At 66.8% G+C, this 20,497-nt stretch carries 17 protein-coding genes; 6 read left to right on the top strand and 11 right to left on the bottom strand.

Annotated elements, in window-relative coordinates; genetic code table 11:
- Positions 1–9 precede the first annotated feature (9 nt).
- Genes HNP47_RS13620 through sdhC form a run of 4 tightly spaced genes read right to left on the bottom strand, consistent with a single transcriptional unit; the run spans position 10 to position 3,478 of the window.
- On the bottom strand, positions 10–804 hold the full coding sequence (locus HNP47_RS13620; RefSeq protein ID WP_055755116.1) for a succinate dehydrogenase iron-sulfur subunit: 795 nt from the start codon (positions 802–804) through the stop codon (positions 10–12).
- A gap of 1 nt (position 805) precedes the next feature.
- Positions 806–2,590 (bottom strand): succinate dehydrogenase flavoprotein subunit, encoded by a 1,785-nt coding sequence (gene sdhA, locus HNP47_RS13615; protein WP_055809722.1) that lies wholly within the window; start codon positions 2,588–2,590, stop codon positions 806–808.
- A gap of 7 nt (positions 2,591–2,597) precedes the next feature.
- Positions 2,598–3,017: a succinate dehydrogenase, hydrophobic membrane anchor protein gene (sdhD, locus tag HNP47_RS13610; RefSeq protein WP_311770079.1), complete on the bottom strand. Its 420-nt coding sequence runs from the start codon at positions 3,015–3,017 to the stop codon at positions 2,598–2,600.
- A complete protein-coding gene (sdhC, locus tag HNP47_RS13605; protein WP_017506653.1) occupies positions 3,014–3,478 on the bottom strand; it encodes a succinate dehydrogenase, cytochrome b556 subunit in 465 nt (154 codons plus the stop codon). Before sdhC ends, sdhD begins: the two co-directional genes overlap by 4 nt.
- Positions 3,479–3,684: 206 nt before the next feature.
- Between sdhC and HNP47_RS13600 the strand changes: the two genes are divergently transcribed.
- Both HNP47_RS13600 and HNP47_RS13595 read left to right on the top strand, forming a co-directional pair.
- A complete protein-coding gene (locus tag HNP47_RS13600) occupies positions 3,685–4,278 on the top strand; it encodes a hypothetical protein (protein ID WP_184279942.1) in 594 nt (197 codons plus the stop codon).
- Positions 4,279–4,330: 52 nt separating this feature from the next.
- Entirely contained in the window at positions 4,331–5,191 is an 861-nt protein-coding gene (locus tag HNP47_RS13595; RefSeq protein WP_184279941.1) for a pirin family protein, read from the top strand.
- Between the two features lie 48 nt (positions 5,192–5,239).
- Here HNP47_RS13595 and HNP47_RS13590 read toward each other — a convergent pair whose 3' ends face one another.
- On the bottom strand, positions 5,240–5,662 hold the full coding sequence (locus HNP47_RS13590) for a hypothetical protein (protein WP_184279940.1): 423 nt from the start codon (positions 5,660–5,662) through the stop codon (positions 5,240–5,242).
- A 187-nt stretch (positions 5,663–5,849) separates the two neighbouring features.
- On the opposite strand from HNP47_RS13590, the gene alaS reads away from it, so the two are divergent.
- Complete coding sequence (gene alaS, locus HNP47_RS13585) at positions 5,850–8,495, top strand: alanine--tRNA ligase (RefSeq protein ID WP_184279939.1); 2,646 nt, start codon at positions 5,850–5,852, stop codon at positions 8,493–8,495.
- A gap of 381 nt (positions 8,496–8,876) precedes the next feature.
- Here alaS and HNP47_RS13580 read toward each other — a convergent pair whose 3' ends face one another.
- The 3 genes from HNP47_RS13580 to HNP47_RS13570 all read right to left on the bottom strand — a co-directional run bounded on the left by HNP47_RS13580 (position 8,877) and on the right by HNP47_RS13570 (position 11,530).
- Positions 8,877–9,431 carry a DUF2939 domain-containing protein gene (locus HNP47_RS13580; protein WP_017506657.1) on the bottom strand — a complete coding sequence of 185 codons (555 nt, stop codon included), beginning with the start codon at positions 9,429–9,431 and terminating at the stop codon, positions 8,877–8,879.
- 49 nt (positions 9,432–9,480) lie between these two features.
- Positions 9,481–10,062, bottom strand: a complete 582-nt coding sequence (locus HNP47_RS13575; RefSeq protein WP_311770078.1) for a DUF2939 domain-containing protein — start codon at positions 10,060–10,062, stop codon at positions 9,481–9,483.
- A 247-nt stretch (positions 10,063–10,309) separates the two neighbouring features.
- Positions 10,310–11,530: an NADP-dependent isocitrate dehydrogenase gene (locus HNP47_RS13570; RefSeq protein ID WP_184279937.1), complete on the bottom strand. Its 1,221-nt coding sequence runs from the start codon at positions 11,528–11,530 to the stop codon at positions 10,310–10,312.
- A 308-nt stretch (positions 11,531–11,838) separates the two neighbouring features.
- Between HNP47_RS13570 and HNP47_RS13565 the strand changes: the two genes are divergently transcribed.
- Genes HNP47_RS13565 through HNP47_RS13555 form a run of 3 tightly spaced genes read left to right on the top strand, consistent with a single transcriptional unit; the run spans position 11,839 to position 14,116 of the window.
- Positions 11,839–12,051, top strand: a complete 213-nt coding sequence (locus HNP47_RS13565) for a DUF2945 domain-containing protein (protein ID WP_017506660.1) — start codon at positions 11,839–11,841, stop codon at positions 12,049–12,051.
- The gene (locus HNP47_RS13560) at positions 12,048–13,211 is read left to right on the top strand and encodes a DUF1176 domain-containing protein (RefSeq protein ID WP_184279936.1); all 1,164 of its coding nucleotides are present in this window, start codon (positions 12,048–12,050) and stop codon (positions 13,209–13,211) included. The genes HNP47_RS13565 and HNP47_RS13560 overlap by 4 nt, the downstream gene beginning before the upstream one ends.
- Positions 13,208–14,116 carry an NAD(P)/FAD-dependent oxidoreductase gene (locus HNP47_RS13555; protein ID WP_221415122.1) on the top strand — a complete coding sequence of 303 codons (909 nt, stop codon included), beginning with the start codon at positions 13,208–13,210 and terminating at the stop codon, positions 14,114–14,116. The genes HNP47_RS13560 and HNP47_RS13555 overlap by 4 nt, the downstream gene beginning before the upstream one ends.
- Here the strand turns inward: HNP47_RS13555 and HNP47_RS13550 are convergent.
- From HNP47_RS13550 to pnp, 3 genes are all read right to left on the bottom strand, one after another.
- Entirely contained in the window at positions 14,113–15,927 is a 1,815-nt protein-coding gene (locus HNP47_RS13550) for a DUF885 family protein (protein ID WP_184279934.1), read from the bottom strand. The two genes, HNP47_RS13555 and HNP47_RS13550, sit on opposite strands and share 4 nt — an antisense overlap.
- Before the next feature lie 75 nt (positions 15,928–16,002).
- The gene (locus HNP47_RS13545) at positions 16,003–17,835 is read right to left on the bottom strand and encodes a DUF885 family protein (protein ID WP_184279933.1); all 1,833 of its coding nucleotides are present in this window, start codon (positions 17,833–17,835) and stop codon (positions 16,003–16,005) included.
- 148 nt (positions 17,836–17,983) lie between these two features.
- Entirely contained in the window at positions 17,984–20,218 is a 2,235-nt protein-coding gene (gene pnp, locus HNP47_RS13540; RefSeq protein WP_055755128.1) for a polyribonucleotide nucleotidyltransferase, read from the bottom strand.
- Between the last annotated feature and the right edge of the window lie 279 nt (positions 20,219–20,497).

The raw sequence follows: 20,497 nt of genomic DNA, 5'->3' as shown, positions 1-20,497 counted from the left end.
GTTTCTAAATCAGGCCGCCTTCTTGCGGCTCGGCGCGACCATCAGCTTCTTGGTCTCGGCGATGGCCTTGGCCGGGTTCAGACCCTTGGGGCAGACCTGGGCGCAGTTCATGATCGTGTGGCAGCGATACAGTTTGAACGGGTCTTCCAGGTCGTCCAGACGCTTCTGGGTCGCGTCGTCGCGGCTGTCGGAAATCCAGCGATAGGATTGCAGCAGCGCCGCCGGGCCCAGGTACTCTTCCTGGTTCCACCAGTAGCTGGGGCACGAGGTCGAGCAGCAGGCGCACAGGATGCACTCATACAGGCCGTCCAGCTTCTCGCGCTCGGCCGGGGTCTGCAGACGTTCCTTCTCGGGATCCGGTTCGTCCGATTGCAGATACGGCTGGATCGAGTCGTACTGGGCGTAGAACAGGCTCAGGTCCGTCACCAGGTCCTTGACCACCGGCTGGTGGGGCAGGGGGGAGATGGTGATGTTGTTGGACGCGCATTCGTCCCAGCCCTTGGTGCAGGCCAAGGCGTTGCGCCCGTCGATGTTCATCGAGCACGAGCCGCAGATGCCCTCGCGGCACGAGCGCCGGAACGACAGGGTCGGATCGATGGTGTTCTTGATGTGGATCAGGGCGTCCAGCAGCATCGGGCCGTGGTCGCCGGTCGGCACCTCATAGGTGTCCCATCGCGGATCGGCGTCGGTCTCCGGATCGTAGCGATAGACCTTGTAGGTCTTGACGTCCTTGGAACCCGGCGCGGCCTTGTGGACCTTGCCGGTCGTCGGCTTGGAGCCTCTGGGGAGAGTAAGCTGGACCATCTTAGTAAACCCGCGCCTTCGGTTCGATATACGCGATGTCGTCGGACATGGTGTAGTTGTGGACCGGACGATAATCGATCTGGACCTGCTCGCCCGGACGCTTCCACGCCAGGGTGTGCTTCATCCAGTTGACGTCGTCGCGATCGGGATAGTCTTCGCGGGCGTGGGCGCCGCGCGATTCCGTGCGGTTTAGGCCGCCCTCGATCGTCACCATCGCCTGGGCGATCAGGTTGTCGTATTCCAGAGTCTCGACCAGGTCCGTATTCCAGATCAGGCCGCGATCGGTGGTCTTGATGTCGGCGCCGGCCGCCTCGATGGCGCGCAGCTTGTCGGTGCCCTGCTGCAGGGTCTCGCCGGTGCGGAACACCGCCGCATCGGCCTGCATCGCGCGCTGCATCGACAGACGCAGCTCGGCGGTCGGGGTCGAGCCGTCGGCGTAGCGGAATCGGTCCAGGCGGGCCAGGTGCTGGTCGGTCTGGCTCTTGGAGGCCGACGGCACGGCCGAGGCCTTGTCGACGACTTCACCGCAGCGCAAGCCGACGGCGCGGCCGAACACCACCAGGTCGGTCAGGGAGTTGGAGCCCAGGCGGTTGGCGCCGTGCACCGAAACGCATGCCGCCTCGCCCACGGCCATCAGGCCCGGAACCACGCTGTCGGGGTTGCCGTCGCGCAGCGTCAGGACTTCGCCGTGATAGTTCGTGGGGATGCCGCCCATGTTGTAGTGGACGGTCGGCAGGACCGGGATCGGCTCCTTGGTCACATCCACGCCGGCGAAGATCTTGGCCGACTCCGAAATGCCCGGCAGGCGCTGGTGCAGGATCTTCGGATCCAGGTGGTCCAGGTGCAGGAAGATGTGGTCCTTGTTCGGACCCACGCCGCGACCTTCACGGATTTCGATGGTCATGGAGCGCGAGACCATGTCGCGCGGGGCCAGGTCCTTCACGGTCGGCGCATAGCGCTCCATGAAGCGCTCGCCTTCCGAGTTGGTCAGATAACCGCCCTCGCCCCGTGCGCCCTCGGTGATCAGGCAGCCGGCGCCATAGATGCCGGTCGGGTGGAACTGCACGAACTCCATGTCCTGCAACGGCAGGCCGGCGCGCAGCACCATCGCATTGCCGTCGCCGGTGCAGGTGTGGGCCGAGGTGGCGCTGAAATAGGCGCGGCCGTATCCGCCGGTCGCCAGAACCACCATCTTGGCGCGGAACTGGTGCAGTTGGCCGTTGTCGAGCTGAAGTGCGGTCACGCCCGTGCAGGCGCCGTCCTGCATGATCAGGTCCAGCGCGAAATATTCGACGAAGAACTTCACTTCCCGACGCACTGACTGGCCGTACAGGGTGTGCAGGATGGCGTGGCCGGTGCGGTCGGCGGCGGCGCAGGTGCGCTGCACCGGGCCTTCGCCGAAGTTGCGGGTCATGCCGCCGAAGGCGCGCTGATAGATCTTGCCTTCCTCGGTGCGCGAGAAGGGCACGCCCCAGTGTTCCAGTTCATAGACGGCCTTGGGCGCGTTGCGGACCAGATATTCGATCGAGTCCTGGTCGCCCAGCCAGTCCGACCCCTTGACGGTGTCGTACATGTGCCATTGCCAGCTGTCCTCGCCCATGTTGCCGAGCGAGGCGGAGATGCCGCCCTGGGCCGCGACGGTGTGCGAGCGGGTGGGGAAGACCTTGGTCACGCAGGCGACCTTCAGCCCCTGCTGGGCGGCGCCGAGCGCAGCGCGAAGGCCCGAGCCCCCGGCGCCGACGACGACGACGTCGTATTCGTGATCGATCAGTTCGTAAGCGGCCATCAGTTAATCAGGCTCCGAAACCAGCGGGCAGCGGCGCCGAACCCAGCGCCAGCCGCACGATGAAGAAGACGCTGGCGGCGGCCAGCACCAAGAAGACGACGTTCAGCAGCAGGACCAGAAGGCCGCGCGTTCCAACGTTGGGCACGTAGTCTTCCAGAATGACTTTCCAGGCCAGGCTGACGTAGCCGAAGAAGATCACCGCGGTGATCGCCATCAGGGCGGCGTTCAGCGGGTTGGCGAACCAGGCCATCGCCGCGTCATAGCCGGCGCCCGCCAGGGTGAAGCCGGTCGAGGCGACCCACAGACCCAGCGGCAGCAGCGCCACCAGCAGGATGCGCTCGATCAGCCATTCGCCGGCGCCATGGCGCTCGGAAATCTTGACGTTGTTCTTGAACTTTGCCCCGTTCACTTTGGTTTGACCGCTCACAGCGAAACCCTCCCCGTGGCGAACAGCACGACCCAGAACAGCACGGCCAGCGGGATCGGCCCCCACACCGCGATGTTCGACAGCGCGGTCGCCGACTTCACCGTCAGACCGTTGCCGGTGTCATTGTAGGTGTGACGCGCACCGTTCAGGATGAAGGAGAACAGCACGACCGTCAGACCGAAGAAGACCAGCAGGCCCAGCGGCGATCCGGCCAGATCGAGCGCGCTCTGGAACGCCTCGGGCCCGAACGCCAGCGCGCCCAGCCAGGCCAGGACGAACAGCACGCCGACCGTGGCGGCGATGATCGTCGCGCGGAATAGAATGGAGGCCGTCATGGTGACGTGCCAGCGCCAGACGCCCATGTGGGGCGAAAGCGGCGCGATATGTCCGTTCGGTTGAGTGACGAAGCGACCCGTCCGGTCGCTTGAGGCGCCACCCGGCGTCGGGTTGGGCTGGTTCATGCGAATGGTTCTCAAAAGCGAATGAATTCAATCGCCGTGTGCGGTTGCGAAGGCTTTTGTGACCCTGTGGGGCCGGTGTCAACGCACAGACCCCCAGATCGACCGATTGTACGGTTTACGTCGGTTCCATCACGACGGATCACGATTGCGTTCAGCGCCCGTTCGATGGCTAGGCGACGCGCCGGGCGATTTGGCAGGGTGGGCTCATGTTGCTGCTCGCCTTGATGTCCGCCGTCGCTCTGGAGCCCGCCATTCAGACGACCGGGCTTCTTGACGCGACGCCGGAGACCTATCGCGCGCCGGCCGTTCGCCCCTATCAGTCGCCGTCCCGTTTCGGGCGCGAAACGGCCGAGGGGGACGCCGCGACCGACCTGCATCGCCGTCCCCTGACGGCCCCGGTTGCGGTCGACGACTACGCCGGCGACTATGAGTTCAGCCCCTCCGACAGCCAAACGACCTATGATCAGGGCGTGGCCCAGGCCGCGATCGACGCCGAAGCCGCGATGGGCCCGCTGGACGGCCGCTGGCGCATCGCCCAGCCGGACGGAAAGCCCTTGCTGTCGCTATCCCTGACTGACCGAGGCGAGGGCCGTCGGGTCGAGGGCGCCTGGCGAAGTCTGGATGCTCCCGCCGGGGTCGAACAAACGGGCTTCGCCGGCCCGGTCTCGACCCAGGGCGAGGTCGTCGTCATTCCCCTGTCCGAAGGCGAACTGCGTCTGCATGCGGCGGCGGACGGCTGGGCTGGCGAATGGATCCGGGACGGCCGCGCCCGTTCCATCACGGCGACCCGCCCAGGCTGATCTCGCCACCCCTTATCTCGCCAGCGCCGATCCGCCACCCTATATGTAGCGAATGACCCAGCCCCGTTCCGTCCTTAGCCTGCACCCCGCCCATCGCGACGACATCGGCGACCTGACCACCCGCCGTCCGGTGCCCGGCCCCGGTGTGGATCAGATCGATCCCTTCCTGTTCCTGAACCACCACGGGCCCCAGACCTATGCGCCGGGCAACGCCGGGCTGCCGTTCGGCCCGCACCCGCACAGGGGGTTCGAGACCGTCACCTTCATTCTGGACGGCGAACTGGCCCACAACGACTCCGGCGGCGGCGAGAGCATCATCAAGGCGGGCGGCATCCAGTGGATGACCGCCGGCTCGGGCCTGATCCACGCCGAACTGTCTCCGGCCGACTTCAAGCGCGACGGCGGGCCGATGGAGATCCTGCAGCTGTGGGTGAACCTGCCCTCGCGGCTGAAGATGACCAAGCCGGACTATATCGGCCTGCAGAAGTCCGACATCCCGACCTTCACCACCGACGCCGGCGTCACGGTCGAGCCCGTCTCCGGCGACTGGCTGGGCGTGAAGGCGCCGATCCAGTCCCTGATCGACATTCATCTGGCGGTCGTGCGCCTGCCCGCCGGCGCGACGTTCGAGACGCCCATCGCCCCCGGCCGCAACGTCTTCCTCTATGGCGTCAAGGGCGAGATCGCCGTCGCTGTCGCCCCCGTGCCGCAATGGAACCTCGCCGCTTTGTCCGATGGCGATGCGGTCCAGATCACGGCGACCACCGACGCCGTGGTGCTGCTAGGCCATGCCGACCCCATCGGCGAGCCGGTCTTCAGCCACGGCCCCTTTGTCATGAACACCCGCGACGAGATCATCCAGGCGATCCAGGACTACCAGTCCGGCAAGTTCGGCCCGCCGCCGAAGGTATGAGGCGGGCAAGCGCCGACAATCATGTCGCGTCTTCGAATTTGGGGTGGCTCAGGAGCAGCGTCGCTCGGCGTTCACCGAGCCGAGACCGACGCCGTCTGCATCTGTCGCCGTCAAGCGGAAGTGCTGATCAAGCACCAGAATGGTCGGGCTTCGCGTCAACGCAGGCTTTGGTAGGTTCAAACCCTGCTCATAGGCATCATACAAATATCGATAGGCGCAATCACCGCCCCGGATTTCCTTTGTCCAGTGTTGTTGAGGCCCCCATGCCAGAATGAAGGGCCTGCTGGTTTCGCCCGGCGACAGCCGTACGACTTCTCCGTTGATCTGCGTGGTTACGTCCACGCCAGTCTCATTTCGCAGTGAAACCCGCGTGCTTGGCGAGCACGAAACAAGTGTCTCCAGGACGGCCAGAGAAACCAAGCTCTTGATCATCATGCGCCACATCGAATGATGTTGCTTGATTGCCGCCAAGCCAGCAACCGATGAAACAGACCGAGCCTGTCGCATTCGATAATGATCCGGATGCCTGCTTCACATGACCATGTCCCAGAAGCCCTTCAGCGACTAAGGCTGTCCGCCCCCCCCAGATGATGCGCTCCCCGCCAAAACCCTATAAGACGCCGGTTCCTAGCGACCGCCCCAGCCGAAGACACGCCGAATGCCCAGCCTGAACGAGATCCGCGCCACCTACCTCGACTATTTCGCGGCGGACGGCCACGCCAAGGTCCATTCGGCCCCGCTGGTGCCGCAGAACGACCCGTCGCTGCTCTTCGTCAACGCGGGCATGGTGCCGTTCAAGGACTATTTCACCGGCGCCGCCAAGCCGCCCTATCCGCGCGCGACCAGCTCGCAGAAATGCGTGCGCGCCGGGGGCAAGCACAACGACCTGGACAACGTCGGCTATACCGCCCGCCACCTGACCTTCTTCGAGATGCTGGGCAACTTCTCGTTCGGCGACTACTTCAAGGAACACGCCATCGAGAAGGCGTGGAACCTGGTCACCCAGGACTTCGACCTGGATCCCAAACGCCTCTTGGTCACCGTCTATATCGATGACGATGAGGCCGCCGCGATCTGGAAGAAGGTCACCGGCTTCTCCGACGACAAGATCATCCGCATCGCCGGCTCGGACAACTTCTGGGCCATGGGCGACTCGGGTCCGTGCGGCCCCTGCACCGAGATCTTCTGGGACCACGGCGACAAGATCGCCGGCGGCCCTCCCGGTTCGCCGGACGAGGACGGCGACCGCTACGTCGAAATCTGGAACAACGTCTTCATGCAGTATGAGAAGGAGAACGATCAGATCGTTCGCAACCTTCCCAAGCCCAGCGTGGACACCGGCATGGGTCTGGAGCGGATGACTACCGTGCTCCAGGGCGTGCATTCGGTCTTCGAAACCGACCTGTTCAAGACGCTGATCGCCGCGTCCGAAGACGCCACCTCGACCAAGTCGGACGGCGACCAGGCCGCCAGCCACCGCGTCATCGCCGACCACCTGCGCTCGTCGTCCTTCCTGATCGCCGACGGCGTGACCCCGTCGAACGAAGGCCGGGGCTATGTGCTGCGCCGCATCATGCGCCGCGCCATGCGCCACGCCCACCTGCTGGGCGCCGCCGATCCGCTGATGCACCGTCTGGTCCCGACCCTGGTGGCCCAGATGGGCGACGCCTATCCCGAACTGGCCCGCGCCCAGCCCTTCATCGAGGACACGCTGAAGCAGGAAGAGGTCCGCTTCCGCACCACGCTCGGCCGCGGCATGGCCCTGTTTGACACGGCGGTTCAGGGCTTCCGGCCCGGCGACATGCTGGACGGCCAGACGGCCTTCACCCTGTCGGACACTTACGGCTTCCCGCTGGACCTGACCCAGGACGAGGCCCGTCGTCGCGGTTTCTCGGTCAACATCGACGGCTTCGAGGCCGCCATGGCCGAACAGCGCCAGCGTTCGCGCGAGAACTGGAAGGGCTCGGGCCAGACCGCCAACACCAACGAATGGCTGGCGATCCGCGACCGGATGGGGCCGACCGTCTTCACCGGCTATGACACTATCGAAGGCTCGGGCGAGGTCCTGGCCATCATGAACGCCGGCGCGCCCGTCGAGACGGCCGAGGCCGGCGACATCGTCGAAGTGTTGTTCGACACCACCCCCTTCTATGCCGAAAGCGGCGGCCAGGCTGGCGACCATGGCGCCCTGGAATGGCCGGGCGGAGAGGCCGAGGTCATCGACGTGCGCAAACACGCCGGCGATCTGCACGTCCTGGTGGCCCAGGTCACGTCCGGCAAGCTGGAGATCGGAACCCGCGCCGCCCAGCTGGTGGACGCCGAGAAGCGCCGCACCAGCCGCGCCAACCACTCCGCCGCCCACCTGCTGCATACGGCGCTGAAGAATGTGCTCGGCCCGGCGGTCGCCCAGAAGGGTCAGCTGGTCGACGCCGAGCGCGCCCGCTTCGACTTCAGCCACGGGGCCCCCGTGACCGAGGACGAGCTGGCCGCCATCGAGGCCGAGGTCAACGCCGTGATCCGCCAGAACGTCCCGGCGGAAACCAAGCTGATGGCCCCGCAGGAGGCCATCGAGGCCGGCGCCATCGCCTTGTTCGGCGAGAAATACGGCGACGAGGTCCGCGTCCTGACGCTCGGCCGTTCGCTCGTCGGCGACAACGCCCCCTATTCGGTCGAACTGTGCGGCGGCACCCACGTTGCCCGCACCGGCGACATCGCCCTGTTCAAGATCGTTCAGGAAACCGGCGTCGCCGCCGGGGTGCGCCGCATCGAGGCCCTGACCGGCGAGGCCGCGCGTCAGTATCTGCTGGCCCAGGCCGGCGTCGCCCGTTCGCTGGCCCAGAGCTTCAAGATCCAGACCGCCGACGTCCCCGCCCGCGTCGACAGCCTGACCGCCTCGGTCAAGACGCTGGAGAAACAGGTCGCCGAGCTGAAGAAGCAGCTGGCCCTGGGCGGCGGCTCGGGCGCGTCGTCCGCGCCTGAAGAGATCAACGGCGTCAAGCTCATGGCCCGCGTGCTGGACGGCGTGGACGGCAAGGGTCTGCGCGGCGTCGCCGAAGACTTCAGGAAACAGGTCGGAACCGGCGTCGTCGCCCTGATCGGCGTCACCGAGGGCAAGGCGGCGGTCACCGTCGCCGTGACCTCCGACCTGACCGACCGCGTCAACGCCGCCGACCTGGCCCGCGCCGCCGTCATCGCCATGGGCGGCCAGGGCGCCGGCGGCAAACCCGACTTCGCCCAAGGCGGCGCCCCCGACGGCTCCAAGGCCGAAGACGGCCTGGCGGCGGTGCGCGCGGCGCTGGCCTAAATGACGATGCCCTTCTCCCAGTGGGAGAAGGTGGCCCGCAGGGCCGGATGAGGGTCGGCGGGTGGGCCATGTCGCACCGCCCGACCCGCACCCTTTTGCGCAAGAACGATCGCTGAGCGTTCGTCCGCTCAAGCCCTCTTCCAATGGGAGAGGGTAATCCATCGCACTTTCGAACCTGACAGCCTTGCTATTCAACGGCTTCAGGTCCCGGAGCGTCCGTTTCCTGAGCGTGCCGCAGGGACGGCCTATACTCTCCGCTCACCACAGAGGAGGCCGCGCACCCAAGACAAGTGCACCTATTGCACTCCATTTTTGATCGGCGCCCCGCCGTCCAATCAGACGAATTAGACACTTTAGACGGTGTTTTTGTCCCCGACCGTCTCAACCCATCGGGTCGGGCGTCAGATCGACCCCGGCCAGCTTCCAGGTGAAGGGCGTGCGGCGTTCCATGATCAGCACCAGCGCATCGTCCGGCCGATCGTCGCGCGTCAGGGTGACGGCGAAGGTGTTGAGCCCGCGATAGGCCCAGGATTGGCGGATCTTGTCCTTGTCCACCGCCGGCGTGTCGTCGGCGGGCACGGGCCGTTCCGGTTCGGGCGTCTCGCCGGAGCGGACCATGGCGGCGATGCCTTGCGGCGTGACGAAGTTGTCGACCGCGCCTTCGACCAGCGACGGGGCCAGCAGCATGCCCAGCGCCGCCAGGCCGGTGTCGCCCTTGGTCCGGTTGCGGATTTCCAGGGCCGCGCGCGCGTTCAGCTCGCTCTTCAGGCTGGTGCGGAACGCCGGGAAGTCCACCTGCCGCTCCAGCCCGGCCGCATCTCCCGTGCGCGCCGCCCGCACCAGCGCCTGGGCGGCGATGAAGGGCGAGACGAACAGGGCGACGACTACGCCGATGACGACGGCGATCAGGGCTCCGGTGATGATCTTGCGGCTCATGTCGTCTCCTTGGAACGCCAACGCAGGCTGGGCGGCGTCGGTTGCCGGTTTATCGCGGGGTGACGGTGACGGCGGGCGCCGCCGGGGCCGTTCCGTCGGGCAGGCCGATGTGAACCAGCTTCCACTCGAACGGCCCGCGCCGCTCGAAGGTGAACAGGGTGCGCGACCCGCCCTGATCCGTCACCGCCATGCGCGCCCGGTTGACGCTCCAGTAGGCGGGGCTGGGCCAGGGCTTGCGGCTGCGCTCCGAGGCCGGCGCCACGCCCGCCGACGTGCGCTGGCTGGCGTATCGGCCCTCGCCCTTCAGAAGGGCGGTGAGGGCGGCGGGCGTCAGATAGGCGTCGACGTCCGGCTGGCGCAGGATCGGGTTCTGCTCGATCTGACGCCGGAAGGCGCCGATGGGGTCTTCCAGGAAGGACGGCGCTGGGGCCATCGCCTCGGGCCGTCCCGCCAGCTGCGGCCGCAACGACTGACGCACGGCGTTGAAGTCGATCAGCCGCGCCAGCCCCGCCACGTCGTTCGCCTCGGCCGCCGACCGAATGGCGAAGAAGGCCACCGCAGGGGCCGCAAAGAAGGACAGCACCGCCACGACCACCGCCGCCAGCACCAGGTTTCCAAACAGCCGCTTCACGAACGCATCCTCATTACCGCCGATCATGCACGCCCCGGCCGATCACACAACGAAAAGCCCCGCCGGATCGCTCCGACGGGGCTCATTGTTCTTGTCCTACCGCGCTCCGCGCTGCTTGAGGACGTCTTGTCTGTCCTACCGCGCTTTGCGCTGCTTGAGGACATTCCTCCCCAGCGAAGCGGGGGAGGGGGCCCACGCGCAGCGTGGTGGAGGGGGCGGACGCCGCACGGACGCCCGCCGCCTAGTCTTAGCCCACGTCCGGCAGAGCGCCCTTCAGGTTCTCGGCGACCTTGTCGAGGAAGCCCTCGGTGGTGAGCCAGCCCTGCTGATCGCCGACCAGCAGCGCCAGGTCCTTGGTCATGAAGCCGGCCTCGACGGTGTCCACGACCACCTTCTCCAAGGTGTCGGCGAACTGGTCCAGGGCGGCGTTGCCGTCCAGCTTGGCGCGGTGCTTGAAGCCGCGCGTCCAGGCGAAGATCGAGGCGATCGAGTTGGTCGAGGTGGCCTCGCCCTTCTGGTGCTGGCGATAGTGGCGGGTCACGGTGCCGTGGGCGGCTTCCGTCTCCAGCACCTTGCCGTCCGGCGTCATCAGGACCGAGGTCATCAGGCCCAGCGAGCCGAAGCCCTGCGCCACGACGTCCGACTGCACGTCGCCGTCATAGTTCTTGCACGCCCAGACGAAGCCGCCCGACCACTTCATCGCGGCCGCGACCATGTCGTCGATCAGGCGGTGCTCATAGGTCAGGCCGCGCGCCTTGAACTCGGCGGCGTAGTGTTCGTCGAACACTTCCTGGAACAGGTCCTTGAAGCGGCCGTCATAGGCTTTGAGGATCGTGTTCTTGGTCGACAGATAGACCGGATAGTTGCGCTGCAGGCCATAGGCGAAGCTGGCGTGGGCGAACTCGCGGATCGAGGCGTCCTGGTTGTACATGGCCATGGCCACGCCGGCGCCCGGGGCCTTGTAGACCTCGTGCTCGATCACTTCGCCGTCCTCGCCGACGAACTTGATCGTCAGGGTGCCGGGGCCGGGCATCAGGAAGTCGGTGGCCTTGTACTGGTCGCCGAAGGCGTGGCGGCCGACGACGATCGGCTGGGTCCAGCCCGGAACCAGGCGCGGCACATTCGAGCAGATGATCGGCTCGCGGAAGACCACGCCGCCCAGGATGTTGCGGATGGTGCCGTTCGGCGACTTCCACATCTTCTTCAGGCCGAACTCCTGCACGCGGGCTTCGTCCGGGGTGATGGTGGCGCACTTCACGCCGACGCCGTGCTTCTGGATCGCGTGGGCCGCGTCGATCGTCACCTGGTCGTCGGTGGCGTCGCGGTGCTCCATGCCCAGGTCGTAGTAGTCCAGCTCGAGATCCAGGAACGGGAAGACCAGCTTGTCCTTGATCATCTGCCAGATGATGCGGGTCATTTCGTCGCCGTCGATGTCGACGATGGGGTTTTCGACCTTGATCTTGGCCATGCGTGCGGTCCGCCTGTGACTGTGGGGAAGGGAATGTCGTGGCGGCGGTATAGCGAGGCCGCGCGCCCGCGCAAACCCCGCCGCCCGTCGTCGCCGCCCGGAATAACGCAGATCGGCCTTGAACTCTTTGCCCCGCTCTGACTTCTCTTGGGCCCACCAACAGAGACGGACGGCAGGATGACGGAAGAAGAGCGCCAGCTGATGGATCGTTGGATCGTCACCTTCTGCGAGGCGCCGCCCGTGATCGACGCGGAACTGATGCGCAGGCTGATCGCTGAACAGGAAGCGACACAGCAGGAAGCATCGTCATGTCAGAAAAGACGTTCAAGGCCGGCGACAAGGTGAAATGGGACCACAGCCAGGGCACGACGACCGGCAAGGTGGTCAAGAAGGTCACGTCGGAAACCAAGATCAAGGGCCACAAGGTTGCGGCCTCAAAGGATAATCCGGAGTATATCGTGGAAAGCGCCAAGACCGGCGCACGCGCGGCGCACAAGCCGTCGGAGTTGAAGAAGGCATGACCCCGAACGGCCTGTGGCGCGGCGTCGCCCGATCTGCCCCAGGCCTTTTCGCTCTTGCCCTGTCGGCGCTGGTCGTCACCGGGTGCGGCGACAGGGATGCGGCCAAGGCGCCTGCCGCGAGCAAGGGCGCCGGCCCAGATGCGCCCGCTGCCGCCGCGCCGGTGCTTCAGATCCGCCCAGAGACCAAGACCTTCCGCGACTGGAGCGCCACCTGCGGCAATGACGGGACATGCTGGGCCTTCGGCTTCGCGCCCGAGTTCGCCGCCGGCTGGGTCCGCATCACCCTGGCGCCCGGTCCGGACGCCCAGCCGCAGATCCTCTTCGGCTATTGGCCCGACGGCGACGCCAAGAGCGCCGGCCCCCTCAACCTGACGATCGACGGCCGCGCCTACCCGGCCGTGTTGGGCGCGGCGAGCGACGCCGAAGCGCCCGTTGGTGAAATCCTCGACGGCGCCCGCGCCGCCCTCGACGCCTTGGTCCAGGGCAAGGTCATGATCATTCGCGGCGTCTCGACCCAGGAGGTCTCGCTGCACGGCGCCGCCGCCGCCCTGTTGTGGATCGAGGAGAAGCAGGGACGTCTGGATACGCCAACCGCCCTGATCCGACGCGGCGACCGCCCGGCCGCCCTCGTGCCGATTGCGCCGTCGCTGCCGACGGTGACGCCCGCCCCGGCCGTCGACCAGGCCGGGTTCGGCGATCAGAACCAGCGCCTGCCCGCCGCGCTGCGCGCTCGAACAGAAGTGGGCGACTGCCTGAAGGAGTCGGCCATGCCGGCTGTCAGCGACATGGTCATGTCCGCCAGGCTGGACGCCCGCACCGAGCTGTGGGCCGTGCCCTGCGGATCGGGCGCCTATAACGTCACCCACAACTGGTATCTGACGGGCCCGGGCGGTCGCGATCCTCGGCCCGCGGTCCTCGCCGGGTCGGAAGGGCCGGGCTCCGATCCCGTCATGCCGGACAATGCGACCGTCAACGGCGCCTATGATCCCAAGACCCGCACCCTGTCGGCCTTCGCCAAGGCGCGGGGCATCGGCGATTGCGGCGCGGCGCAGACCTGGGCCTGGACAGGACAGGGCTTCACCCTCACGCAGGAAAGCATCATGGGCGAATGCGCCGGCGTGCCGTCAGACCTCTGGCCCGTCAGCTGGCGTACGCAATGACCGATCCGGAGGTTTTGATCATCGGCGCGGGCCCGGCCGGCCTGACGGCGGCGACCTATCTGGGGCGCTTTCGCCGGCGGACCCTGGTGGTGGATGGCGGCGCGCCCCGCGCCTGCTGGATCCCGCTCAGTCACAATATGCCGGGCTTTCCCGCTGGCGTCACCGGCGCGGACATCCTGAAGCGGATGCGCGAACAGGCCGAGGAATATGGCGCGGTCGTCGAACCGGGTCGCGTCCGGCGCCTGAGCCAGGACGGCGACGGCTTCGTCGCTGAGATGGATGGCCGCACCATCCGCACCCGCGCCGTCCTGCTGGCGACCGGGGTCGTCGATCACCATCCGGATCTGCCGGGCGTCGAGGACGCGGTGCGCAAGGCGCTGGTCCGCATCTGTCCTATCTGCGACGGCTATGAGGCGACCGACAAGGCCGTCGCCATCATCGGCCAGAGCGACAAGGGCGCGCGCGAGGCCGCCTTCATGCGCACCTATTCCGACCGCGTGACCCTGATCCATATCGGCGCGCCCGACGCGCTCAGCCGGCGTGACGAACTGGAACGGCTGGGCGTCGAACTGATCCTGGCGCCGCTGGACGCGATCGACATCGAGAACGATCGCGTGACGGCCCTGAGCTACGCCGGCCAGCGCCGCGCCTTCGACCTGGTCTATTCGGCGCTGGGCACATCGCCGAACGCCGAACTCGCTCAGGGGATGGGCGCGCGTCTGGCCCACGACGGGCGGTTGGAGGTCGATCTGCACCAGGCCACCAGCGTGCCGGGCCTGTATGCCGCCGGAGACGTGGTGCGCGGCCTCAACCAGATCGCTGTCGCAACCGCCGAAGCCGCCGTCGCCGCCACCGATATCCACAACCGCCTGCGCCAGGCCGACGGCCTGACCGTCGCCGACTAGGCTTGCCCTCGGACCACGCGTTCGAGGACGGCCAGCGGCAAGGATCCGTTCTCCAGCACCTTGTCGTGGAAGGCCCGTAGATCGAAGCCGGGTCGGCCTTCGGCCTCTTCGCGCAGGCGCGCGATGACGGTGTGGCCGACCTTGTACGCGCAGGCCTGGCCGGGCCAGACGCAGTATCGGTTGATCTCGCTGTTGGACGCATCCAACGGCTTGGCGCCCGAGGCTGCCATATAGTCGACCGCCTGTTCACGGCTCCAGCGCTCGGAATGCAGGCCCGTGTCCACCACAAGTCGCACGGCGCGGAACAAATAGGACATCAGGAAGCCGACCCGGCCCAATGGATTGCCGGCATAGACGTCCAGATCGTCAGCCGCCACCGCCTCGGCATACAGGGCCCAGCCTTCATTATAGGCCGAGAAGCCCCCCGCCCTTCGCCATTGCGGCAGTTCGCCGGACTCGCGCTGCAGCGCGACCTGAAGGTGATGCCCCGGCGACGCCTCATGATAGGTCAGGGTCGGCAAGGCGAAGCGCGGCCAGTTTCCGGTGTCGCGCAGGTTGATGTAATAGGCGCCCGGCCGCGATCCATCCAGCGGCGGTCCTTGATAGTAACCGCCCGGCGCGCCCGACTGGATCGAGACCGGCACGCGCCGAATCTTGACGTGGGACTTGGGCAGGCGGCCGAACACCTGCGGCAGCTTCGGCTCAAGATCGGCGACCAGCGTGTTCAGCCAGGCCAGCAGTTCGGCCTTGCCCGCATCTGTATTGGCGAACAGTTGGGCCGGTTCCTTGTTCAGAGCCTGGATGCGTTCGCCGACCGTGCCGCGCGTATAGCCCTGCGCTTTCAGGATGGCGTCGATCTCGGCGCTGATCTCGGCGACCTGTTCGCGACCCAGCGCGTGGATTTCCTTGGCCGTCAAAGTTGTGGTCGTATTGGCCTTCAGCCCGGCGGCGTAGAAGGTCTCGCCGTCCGGCAGGCGCCAGACCCCGGCGTCGTGGGTGGCGCGCGGGCGCAGGGCCTCCAAAGCTTCGATCTGGGCGGCCAGGGCCGGCTTGACCTTCTGATCGACGATAGCGGCGGCGCGGGCGTCATAGCCGGTCAGGTTCAGCCCGGCGGTCTTGCGCGCCAAAGACTTCAGCATGGCGAGATCGGCGGCGGGCGTGTCGTGCAGGGTGCGAATCTGCGGCAGCATCCGGTCGATGATGAAGTCCGGCGGAATGACGCCCAGACCCGCATCTTCTTGGATCTTGGCCGTCTCGCCCTCCAGCACGCCGGAGAAGGCCTCCAGCCGCGACAGGAAGGCGTCGGCGCCCGCCGCGTCTTCGATCCGGTGCTGGTTGTCGAGGAAGTCAGGCGTGCTGAAATAGGCGCCCGACAGTTGGGTCACGATATAGGGCGACGGCCGGCCCGGTCCCGATCCGTAGTCGAAGCGCGCCGTCTGTGCGGCCGTCTCGGCCCCGAAGGCCGCGATGGCGTAGTTCAGCGCCCCGGCGGGCGACAGGCCGCTCTGGTCGAAGGCGTCCAACTGCGTCCAGCGGCTCACGGCCTTCTGACGATCCTTGCGGATGGCGGCCGGCCCGGCTTCGCTGAGTTTTGCCGAAAGCCCCGCCCGCGCGCCGCGGTCCAGGCCAAGGTTGGTCGCACCCTCCGGGTTTTCCTCGATGTCCGCTTCGAACCAGCCGTCCAGAAGGCTGTTCAGGCGCCCGTCTGCATCGGCGGCGGTCGTCTGGGTCTGGGCCTGGGCCTGCGCGACGGAAGGCGCGACCGCAGCCGTGGCGGCGGCGGTCAGTAGAAGTCGGCGACGATCGATCATGCGGCAACTCTCGTAGGGGACACGTCGCGCCGACGCGTCCCGATCCTCTTCGTCGGCCCGGCGCGGCCGCGGGGCTCAGGCCTGGGTCGCGGCCCAGCCGTCGACGATCCGTTCCAGCACCGACAGGGGTACGCCGCCGGCGGCCAGCGCCGTGTCGTGGAAGCCCTTGATGTCGAACTTAGACCCTAGGCTGGTCTTGGCCTTTTCGCGCAGGCGGACCCATTCGTTGTGACCGACCTTGTAGGCGCAGGCCTGGCCCGGCCAGCCGCAATAGCGTTCGACCTCCGACGTCGCCGCGCCTTCCTGATCGCCATAGGCCTCCATCATGTAGCGGATGCCCTGTTCGCGGCTCCAGCCCTTGGAATGGATGCCGGTATCGACCACCAGGCGGGCGGCGCGGAACATCAGCGACTGCAGATAGCCGATCTGACCCACCGGATCGTTCTCATAGGCGCCCATCTCGTCGGCCAGTTGTTCGGCGTACAGCCCCCAGCCCTCGACGTAGGACGAGAAGCCCAGCAGGTTCATCAGCAGCGGCGCGGACTCGCTTTCCTGCTGCAGGCTGATCTGCAGATGGTGGCCCGGAGTCGCCTCGTGATAGGTCAGGGTCGGCAGGGTCCAGGACGGCCATTCCGCCGTGTCCTTCAGATTGATCCAGTAGATGCCCGGCCGCGTGCCATCCAGGCTGGGCGAGTTGTAGTAGCCCATCGGCGCGCCGGCCTCGATCTCGGGCGGGACGCGCTTGATCTCGACCTTGGCCTTGGGCAACCGACCGAAGGCGTTCGGCAGGCGGGCCTGCATGTCGGCCATCTGGGCGTTCAGCTTGGCGATCAGCTCGGCCTTGCCGGCGTCGGTGTTGGCGTAGACGTATTTCGGATCGTCCCCCAGGGCCTTGATCCGCTCGGCGACCGAGCCCTGCGTCAACCCTTGCGCCTTCAGCAGGACATCGGCGCGCGCCGTCAGATCGGCCATCTGTTCGACGCCGGTGCGGTGGATCTCGTCGGCGGTCAGCCGGGTCGTGGTGATGTAGCGCAGGCTGTTGGCGTAATACTGCTCGCCCTGCGGCAGGCGGCGGACCGAGGCCTCGTGCACGGCGTTCGGCTGGGCCGCCTTCAGCACGGCGTTCTGGGCGGCCAGGGCTGGATAGACCCGCTCGGTCACAAGCCGTTCGACCTGGGCTCCCCAGTCGCCGGTCAGGCCCTTGGCGCGGGCGCGGTCGACAACCGATTGGGTAAGGGGCGAGGTCGCCGCGGGGGTCGCCAGGACGCCGTCCTGCTGGCGGATCGCCTTGGCCAGGATGAAGTCGGGCGGGACGACGCCCAGCGCATAGTCTTCCTTCAGCCGATCCGTCTCGGCCAGCAGCACGTCGGCGAAGGCGTTGACGCGGGCGACATAGGCGTCGGCGTCGGCGGCCGTCTCGATGGTGTGCTGGTTGGCCAGGAAGTCGGGCGTGGACTGATAGGCGCCGCCCTGCTGGCTGACGCGGTACGGATTGGGCCAGCCGCCCTGGCCGTAAGGGATGTCGTAGGTGGCGATCACCCCGTCCAGATTCTGGGTCAAGCTGTCGTAGTAGTTGGCGTTGCGTGCATCGAGTTCAGAGCGGTCGATGCGGGCCAGTTCGGCGCGTTGGCGACGGGTGAAGGCGCGCTGGTCGTCTTCCTCGGCGCGTGTCGGAACGGTCAGTTTGGACTTGGCGGCGGCGCGGTCGCCCTTGTCCAGGCCGAACATGGTGACGACCTCAGGGCTCTTGTCCAGCGTCTGCTCGAACGTGGCATCCATGAAGGTCTTCAGCTGGGCGGCGGCGTCGCCCTGCGATGCTCCGGCCTGACGAGCCAAGGCGGGACCGCCCACGGCGACGAGACCGGCGCCCAGGGCGGCGGACTGAAGAAGACGACGACGATCGAACATGGAACGGCCCCTCGAAACTGGATGCGGTAATGGAAACCGCATGGGCCGAAGCGGCAAGTGAAATCGAGGACAGCCGTGGCGCGGGCCCAAAGAAAAAGGCCCGGCGGATCGCTCCGCCGGGCCTCATCAGTTTTGGATGCGAAGTGGCTTAGTCGCGACGACGACGTCCGCGATCGCCACCGCGATCACCGCCGTCCCGTTTCGGACGACCGCCGGTGTCTTCCGACAGGGGCTCTTCGCCGCGCTCGGCGCGCTCGGCGTTGATCTTGGCCGTCAGGTCTTCACCCGTGGCCTGATCGACGACCTTCATCGACAGCTTGGTCTTGCCGCGATCGTCGAAGCCCAGGAACTTGACCTTGACCTCTTGGCCTTCCGACAGGACGTCGGCCGGATTGGCGACGCGTTCCAGAGCGATCTGGGACACGTGGACCAGGCCATCCTTGGCGCCGAAGAAGTTCACGAAAGCGCCGAAATCGACGACCTTCACGACCTTGCCGGAGTAGATGGTTCCGACTTCCGGCTCCGAGGCGATGGACTGGATCCAGGCCTTGGCGGCGTCGATCTTCTCCTGGTCGTTTGCGGCGACCTTGATGGTGCCGTCATCGCCGATGTCGATCTTGGCGCCGGTCTTCTCGACGATCTCGCGGATGACCTTGCCGCCCGAACCGATGACTTCACGGATCTTGTCGACGGGGATCTTGACCGTTTCGATCTTGGGCGCGTGTTCACCCAGTTCGGCGCGCGGCGCATCCATGGCCTTGGACATCTCGTCCAAGATGTGCAGGCGACCGGCCGAAGCCTGCGTCAGGGCCTGCTTCATGATCTCCTTGGTGATGCCGGCGACCTTGATGTCCATCTGAAGGCTGGTGATGCCTTCCGACGTGCCGGCGACCTTGAAGTCCATGTCGCCCAGGTGGTCTTCGTCACCCAAGATGTCCGACAGGATGGCGAACTCGCCCGACGGCTCCAGGATCAGGCCCATGGCGATGCCCGAGACCGGACGGATCAGCGGAACGCCCGCGTCCATCAGGGCCAGCGACGAACCGCAGACCGTGGCCATCGAGGACGAGCCGTTCGACTCGGTGATCTCGGAAACCAGGCGGATGGTGTAGGGGAAGTCTTCCTTGGTCGGCAGCATCGGACGGATCGCGCGCCAGGCCAGCTTGCCGTGACCGATTTCGCGACGGCCGGGCGAACCCATGCGGCCCGCTTCACCCACCGAATAGGGGGGGAAGTTGTAGTGCAGCAGGAAGTTCTCTTTGTAGGTGCCCTGCAGGCTGTCGATGTACTGCTCGTCCTCGCCGGTGCCGAGGGTGGCGACGACCAGGGCCTGGGTTTCCCCACGCGTGAACAGGGCCGAACCGTGGGTGCGCGGCAGGACGCCGACTTCCGACACGATGGCGCGGACCTTGTCGAGGGCGCGGCCGTCGACGCGGTGCGCGTTCTCGATGATGTCGCGACGCAGGACTTCGGCTTCGCACTCCTTGAAGGCGGCCGAGAACTTGGAACCGTCGACGCCGTCGGGGTTCTCGTCGGTCTTCACCAGCTTGGCGGCGGCGGCCTTCTTGGCGGCGTCGACGCCCGAACGGCGCTCGTATTTGCCGGCGTGGGTGTAGGCGCTCTTGATGTCTTCGCCGACCAGCGACTTGATCGAGGCGACGACGTCGGAGTGATCTTCGGCCTGGAAGTCGAAGGGCTCCTTGGCGGCGTGTTCAGCCAGTTCGATGATGGCGTCGATCACCGGCTGCATGCCCGCATGTGCGAACATCAGGGCCTCGAGCATCTTCTCTTCCGACAGCTCCTTGGCTTCGGATTCGACCATCATCAGGGCGTCTTGCGTGCCGGCGACCACCAGGTCGAGGTCCGAGGACGGGATCAGGTCGATGGCGGGGTTCAGCACCAGTTCGCCGTCGATCAGGCCGACGCGCGCGGCGCCGATGGGGCCCATGAAGGGCACGCCCGAAATGGTCAGGGCGGCCGAGGCGGCGACCATGCCCAGAACGTCGGGGTCGTTTTCCATGTCGTGCTGCAGCACGGTCACGACGACCTGGGTCTCGTTCTTGAAGCCCTTGACGAACAGCGGGCGGATCGGCCGGTCGATCAGGCGGGAAACCAGGGTTTCCTTCTCGGACGGACGGCCTTCACGCTTGAAGTAGCCGCCCGGGATCTTACCGGCGGCGAAGGTCTTTTCCTGATAGTTGACCGTCAGGGGGAAGAAATCCAGGCCGGGCTTGGGCGCGCGGCCATAGACGACGGTGGCCAGAACCACGGTCTCGCCGTAGGTCGCCAGAACGGCGCCGTCGGCCTGGCGGGCGATGCGGCCCGTTTCCAGGGTCAGCGGGCGGCCGGCCCAGTCGATCGTCTTGCGTTTGATGTCGAACATATTTCGTCTTTCGTATCCCGGACGGCGTATTCCGTGCGGGGTCCCATCATGGGGCGGATGCGTCGGCGTTCAGTCCTTCGATCCAGAGGCCGCCGCGCCATCGCGACGACCGGGAGAGGACCGTCATGGCCCTCGCAGCTGCGCCGGTAAGTCCTGCGGCGCACAGGTCGTGTCTTTGTCGTCACGCTTCCCGGGCGGCCAACCGGCAGCCACTTGGCCTGGAAGCGCTTAGTTGCACAACGAGGCGCGGACGTGACCGCCCGCGCCTCGAAAGCGTAT

Source organism: Brevundimonas vesicularis, from assembly GCF_014204545.1.
Classification (GTDB): domain Bacteria; phylum Pseudomonadota; class Alphaproteobacteria; order Caulobacterales; family Caulobacteraceae; genus Brevundimonas; species Brevundimonas vesicularis_B.
This window is presented reverse-complemented; position numbering and strand designations above follow the sequence as displayed.

Excerpts from the sequence above, each read along its gene's own strand:
- HNP47_RS13620 (WP_055755116.1), bottom strand. The coding sequence starts at position 804 with ATGGTCCAGCTTACTCTCCCCAGAGGCTCCAAGCCGACGACCGGCAAG.
- sdhA (WP_055809722.1), bottom strand. The coding sequence starts at position 2,590 with ATGGCCGCTTACGAACTGATCGATCACGAATACGACGTCGTCGTCGTC.
- sdhC (WP_017506653.1), bottom strand. The coding sequence starts at position 3,478 with ATGAACCAGCCCAACCCGACGCCGGGTGGCGCCTCAAGCGACCGGACG.
- HNP47_RS13600 (WP_184279942.1), top strand. The coding sequence starts at position 3,685 with ATGTTGCTGCTCGCCTTGATGTCCGCCGTCGCTCTGGAGCCCGCCATT.
- HNP47_RS13595 (WP_184279941.1), top strand. The coding sequence starts at position 4,331 with ATGACCCAGCCCCGTTCCGTCCTTAGCCTGCACCCCGCCCATCGCGAC.
- alaS (WP_184279939.1), top strand. The coding sequence starts at position 5,850 with ATGCCCAGCCTGAACGAGATCCGCGCCACCTACCTCGACTATTTCGCG.
- HNP47_RS13580 (WP_017506657.1), bottom strand. The coding sequence starts at position 9,431 with ATGAGCCGCAAGATCATCACCGGAGCCCTGATCGCCGTCGTCATCGGC.
- HNP47_RS13570 (WP_184279937.1), bottom strand. The coding sequence starts at position 11,530 with ATGGCCAAGATCAAGGTCGAAAACCCCATCGTCGACATCGACGGCGAC.
- HNP47_RS13565 (WP_017506660.1), top strand. The coding sequence starts at position 11,839 with ATGTCAGAAAAGACGTTCAAGGCCGGCGACAAGGTGAAATGGGACCAC.
- HNP47_RS13560 (WP_184279936.1), top strand. The coding sequence starts at position 12,048 with ATGACCCCGAACGGCCTGTGGCGCGGCGTCGCCCGATCTGCCCCAGGC.
- HNP47_RS13555 (WP_221415122.1), top strand. The coding sequence starts at position 13,208 with ATGACCGATCCGGAGGTTTTGATCATCGGCGCGGGCCCGGCCGGCCTG.
- HNP47_RS13550 (WP_184279934.1), bottom strand. The coding sequence starts at position 15,927 with ATGATCGATCGTCGCCGACTTCTACTGACCGCCGCCGCCACGGCTGCG.
- HNP47_RS13545 (WP_184279933.1), bottom strand. The coding sequence starts at position 17,835 with ATGTTCGATCGTCGTCGTCTTCTTCAGTCCGCCGCCCTGGGCGCCGGT.
- pnp (WP_055755128.1), bottom strand. The coding sequence starts at position 20,218 with ATGTTCGACATCAAACGCAAGACGATCGACTGGGCCGGCCGCCCGCTG.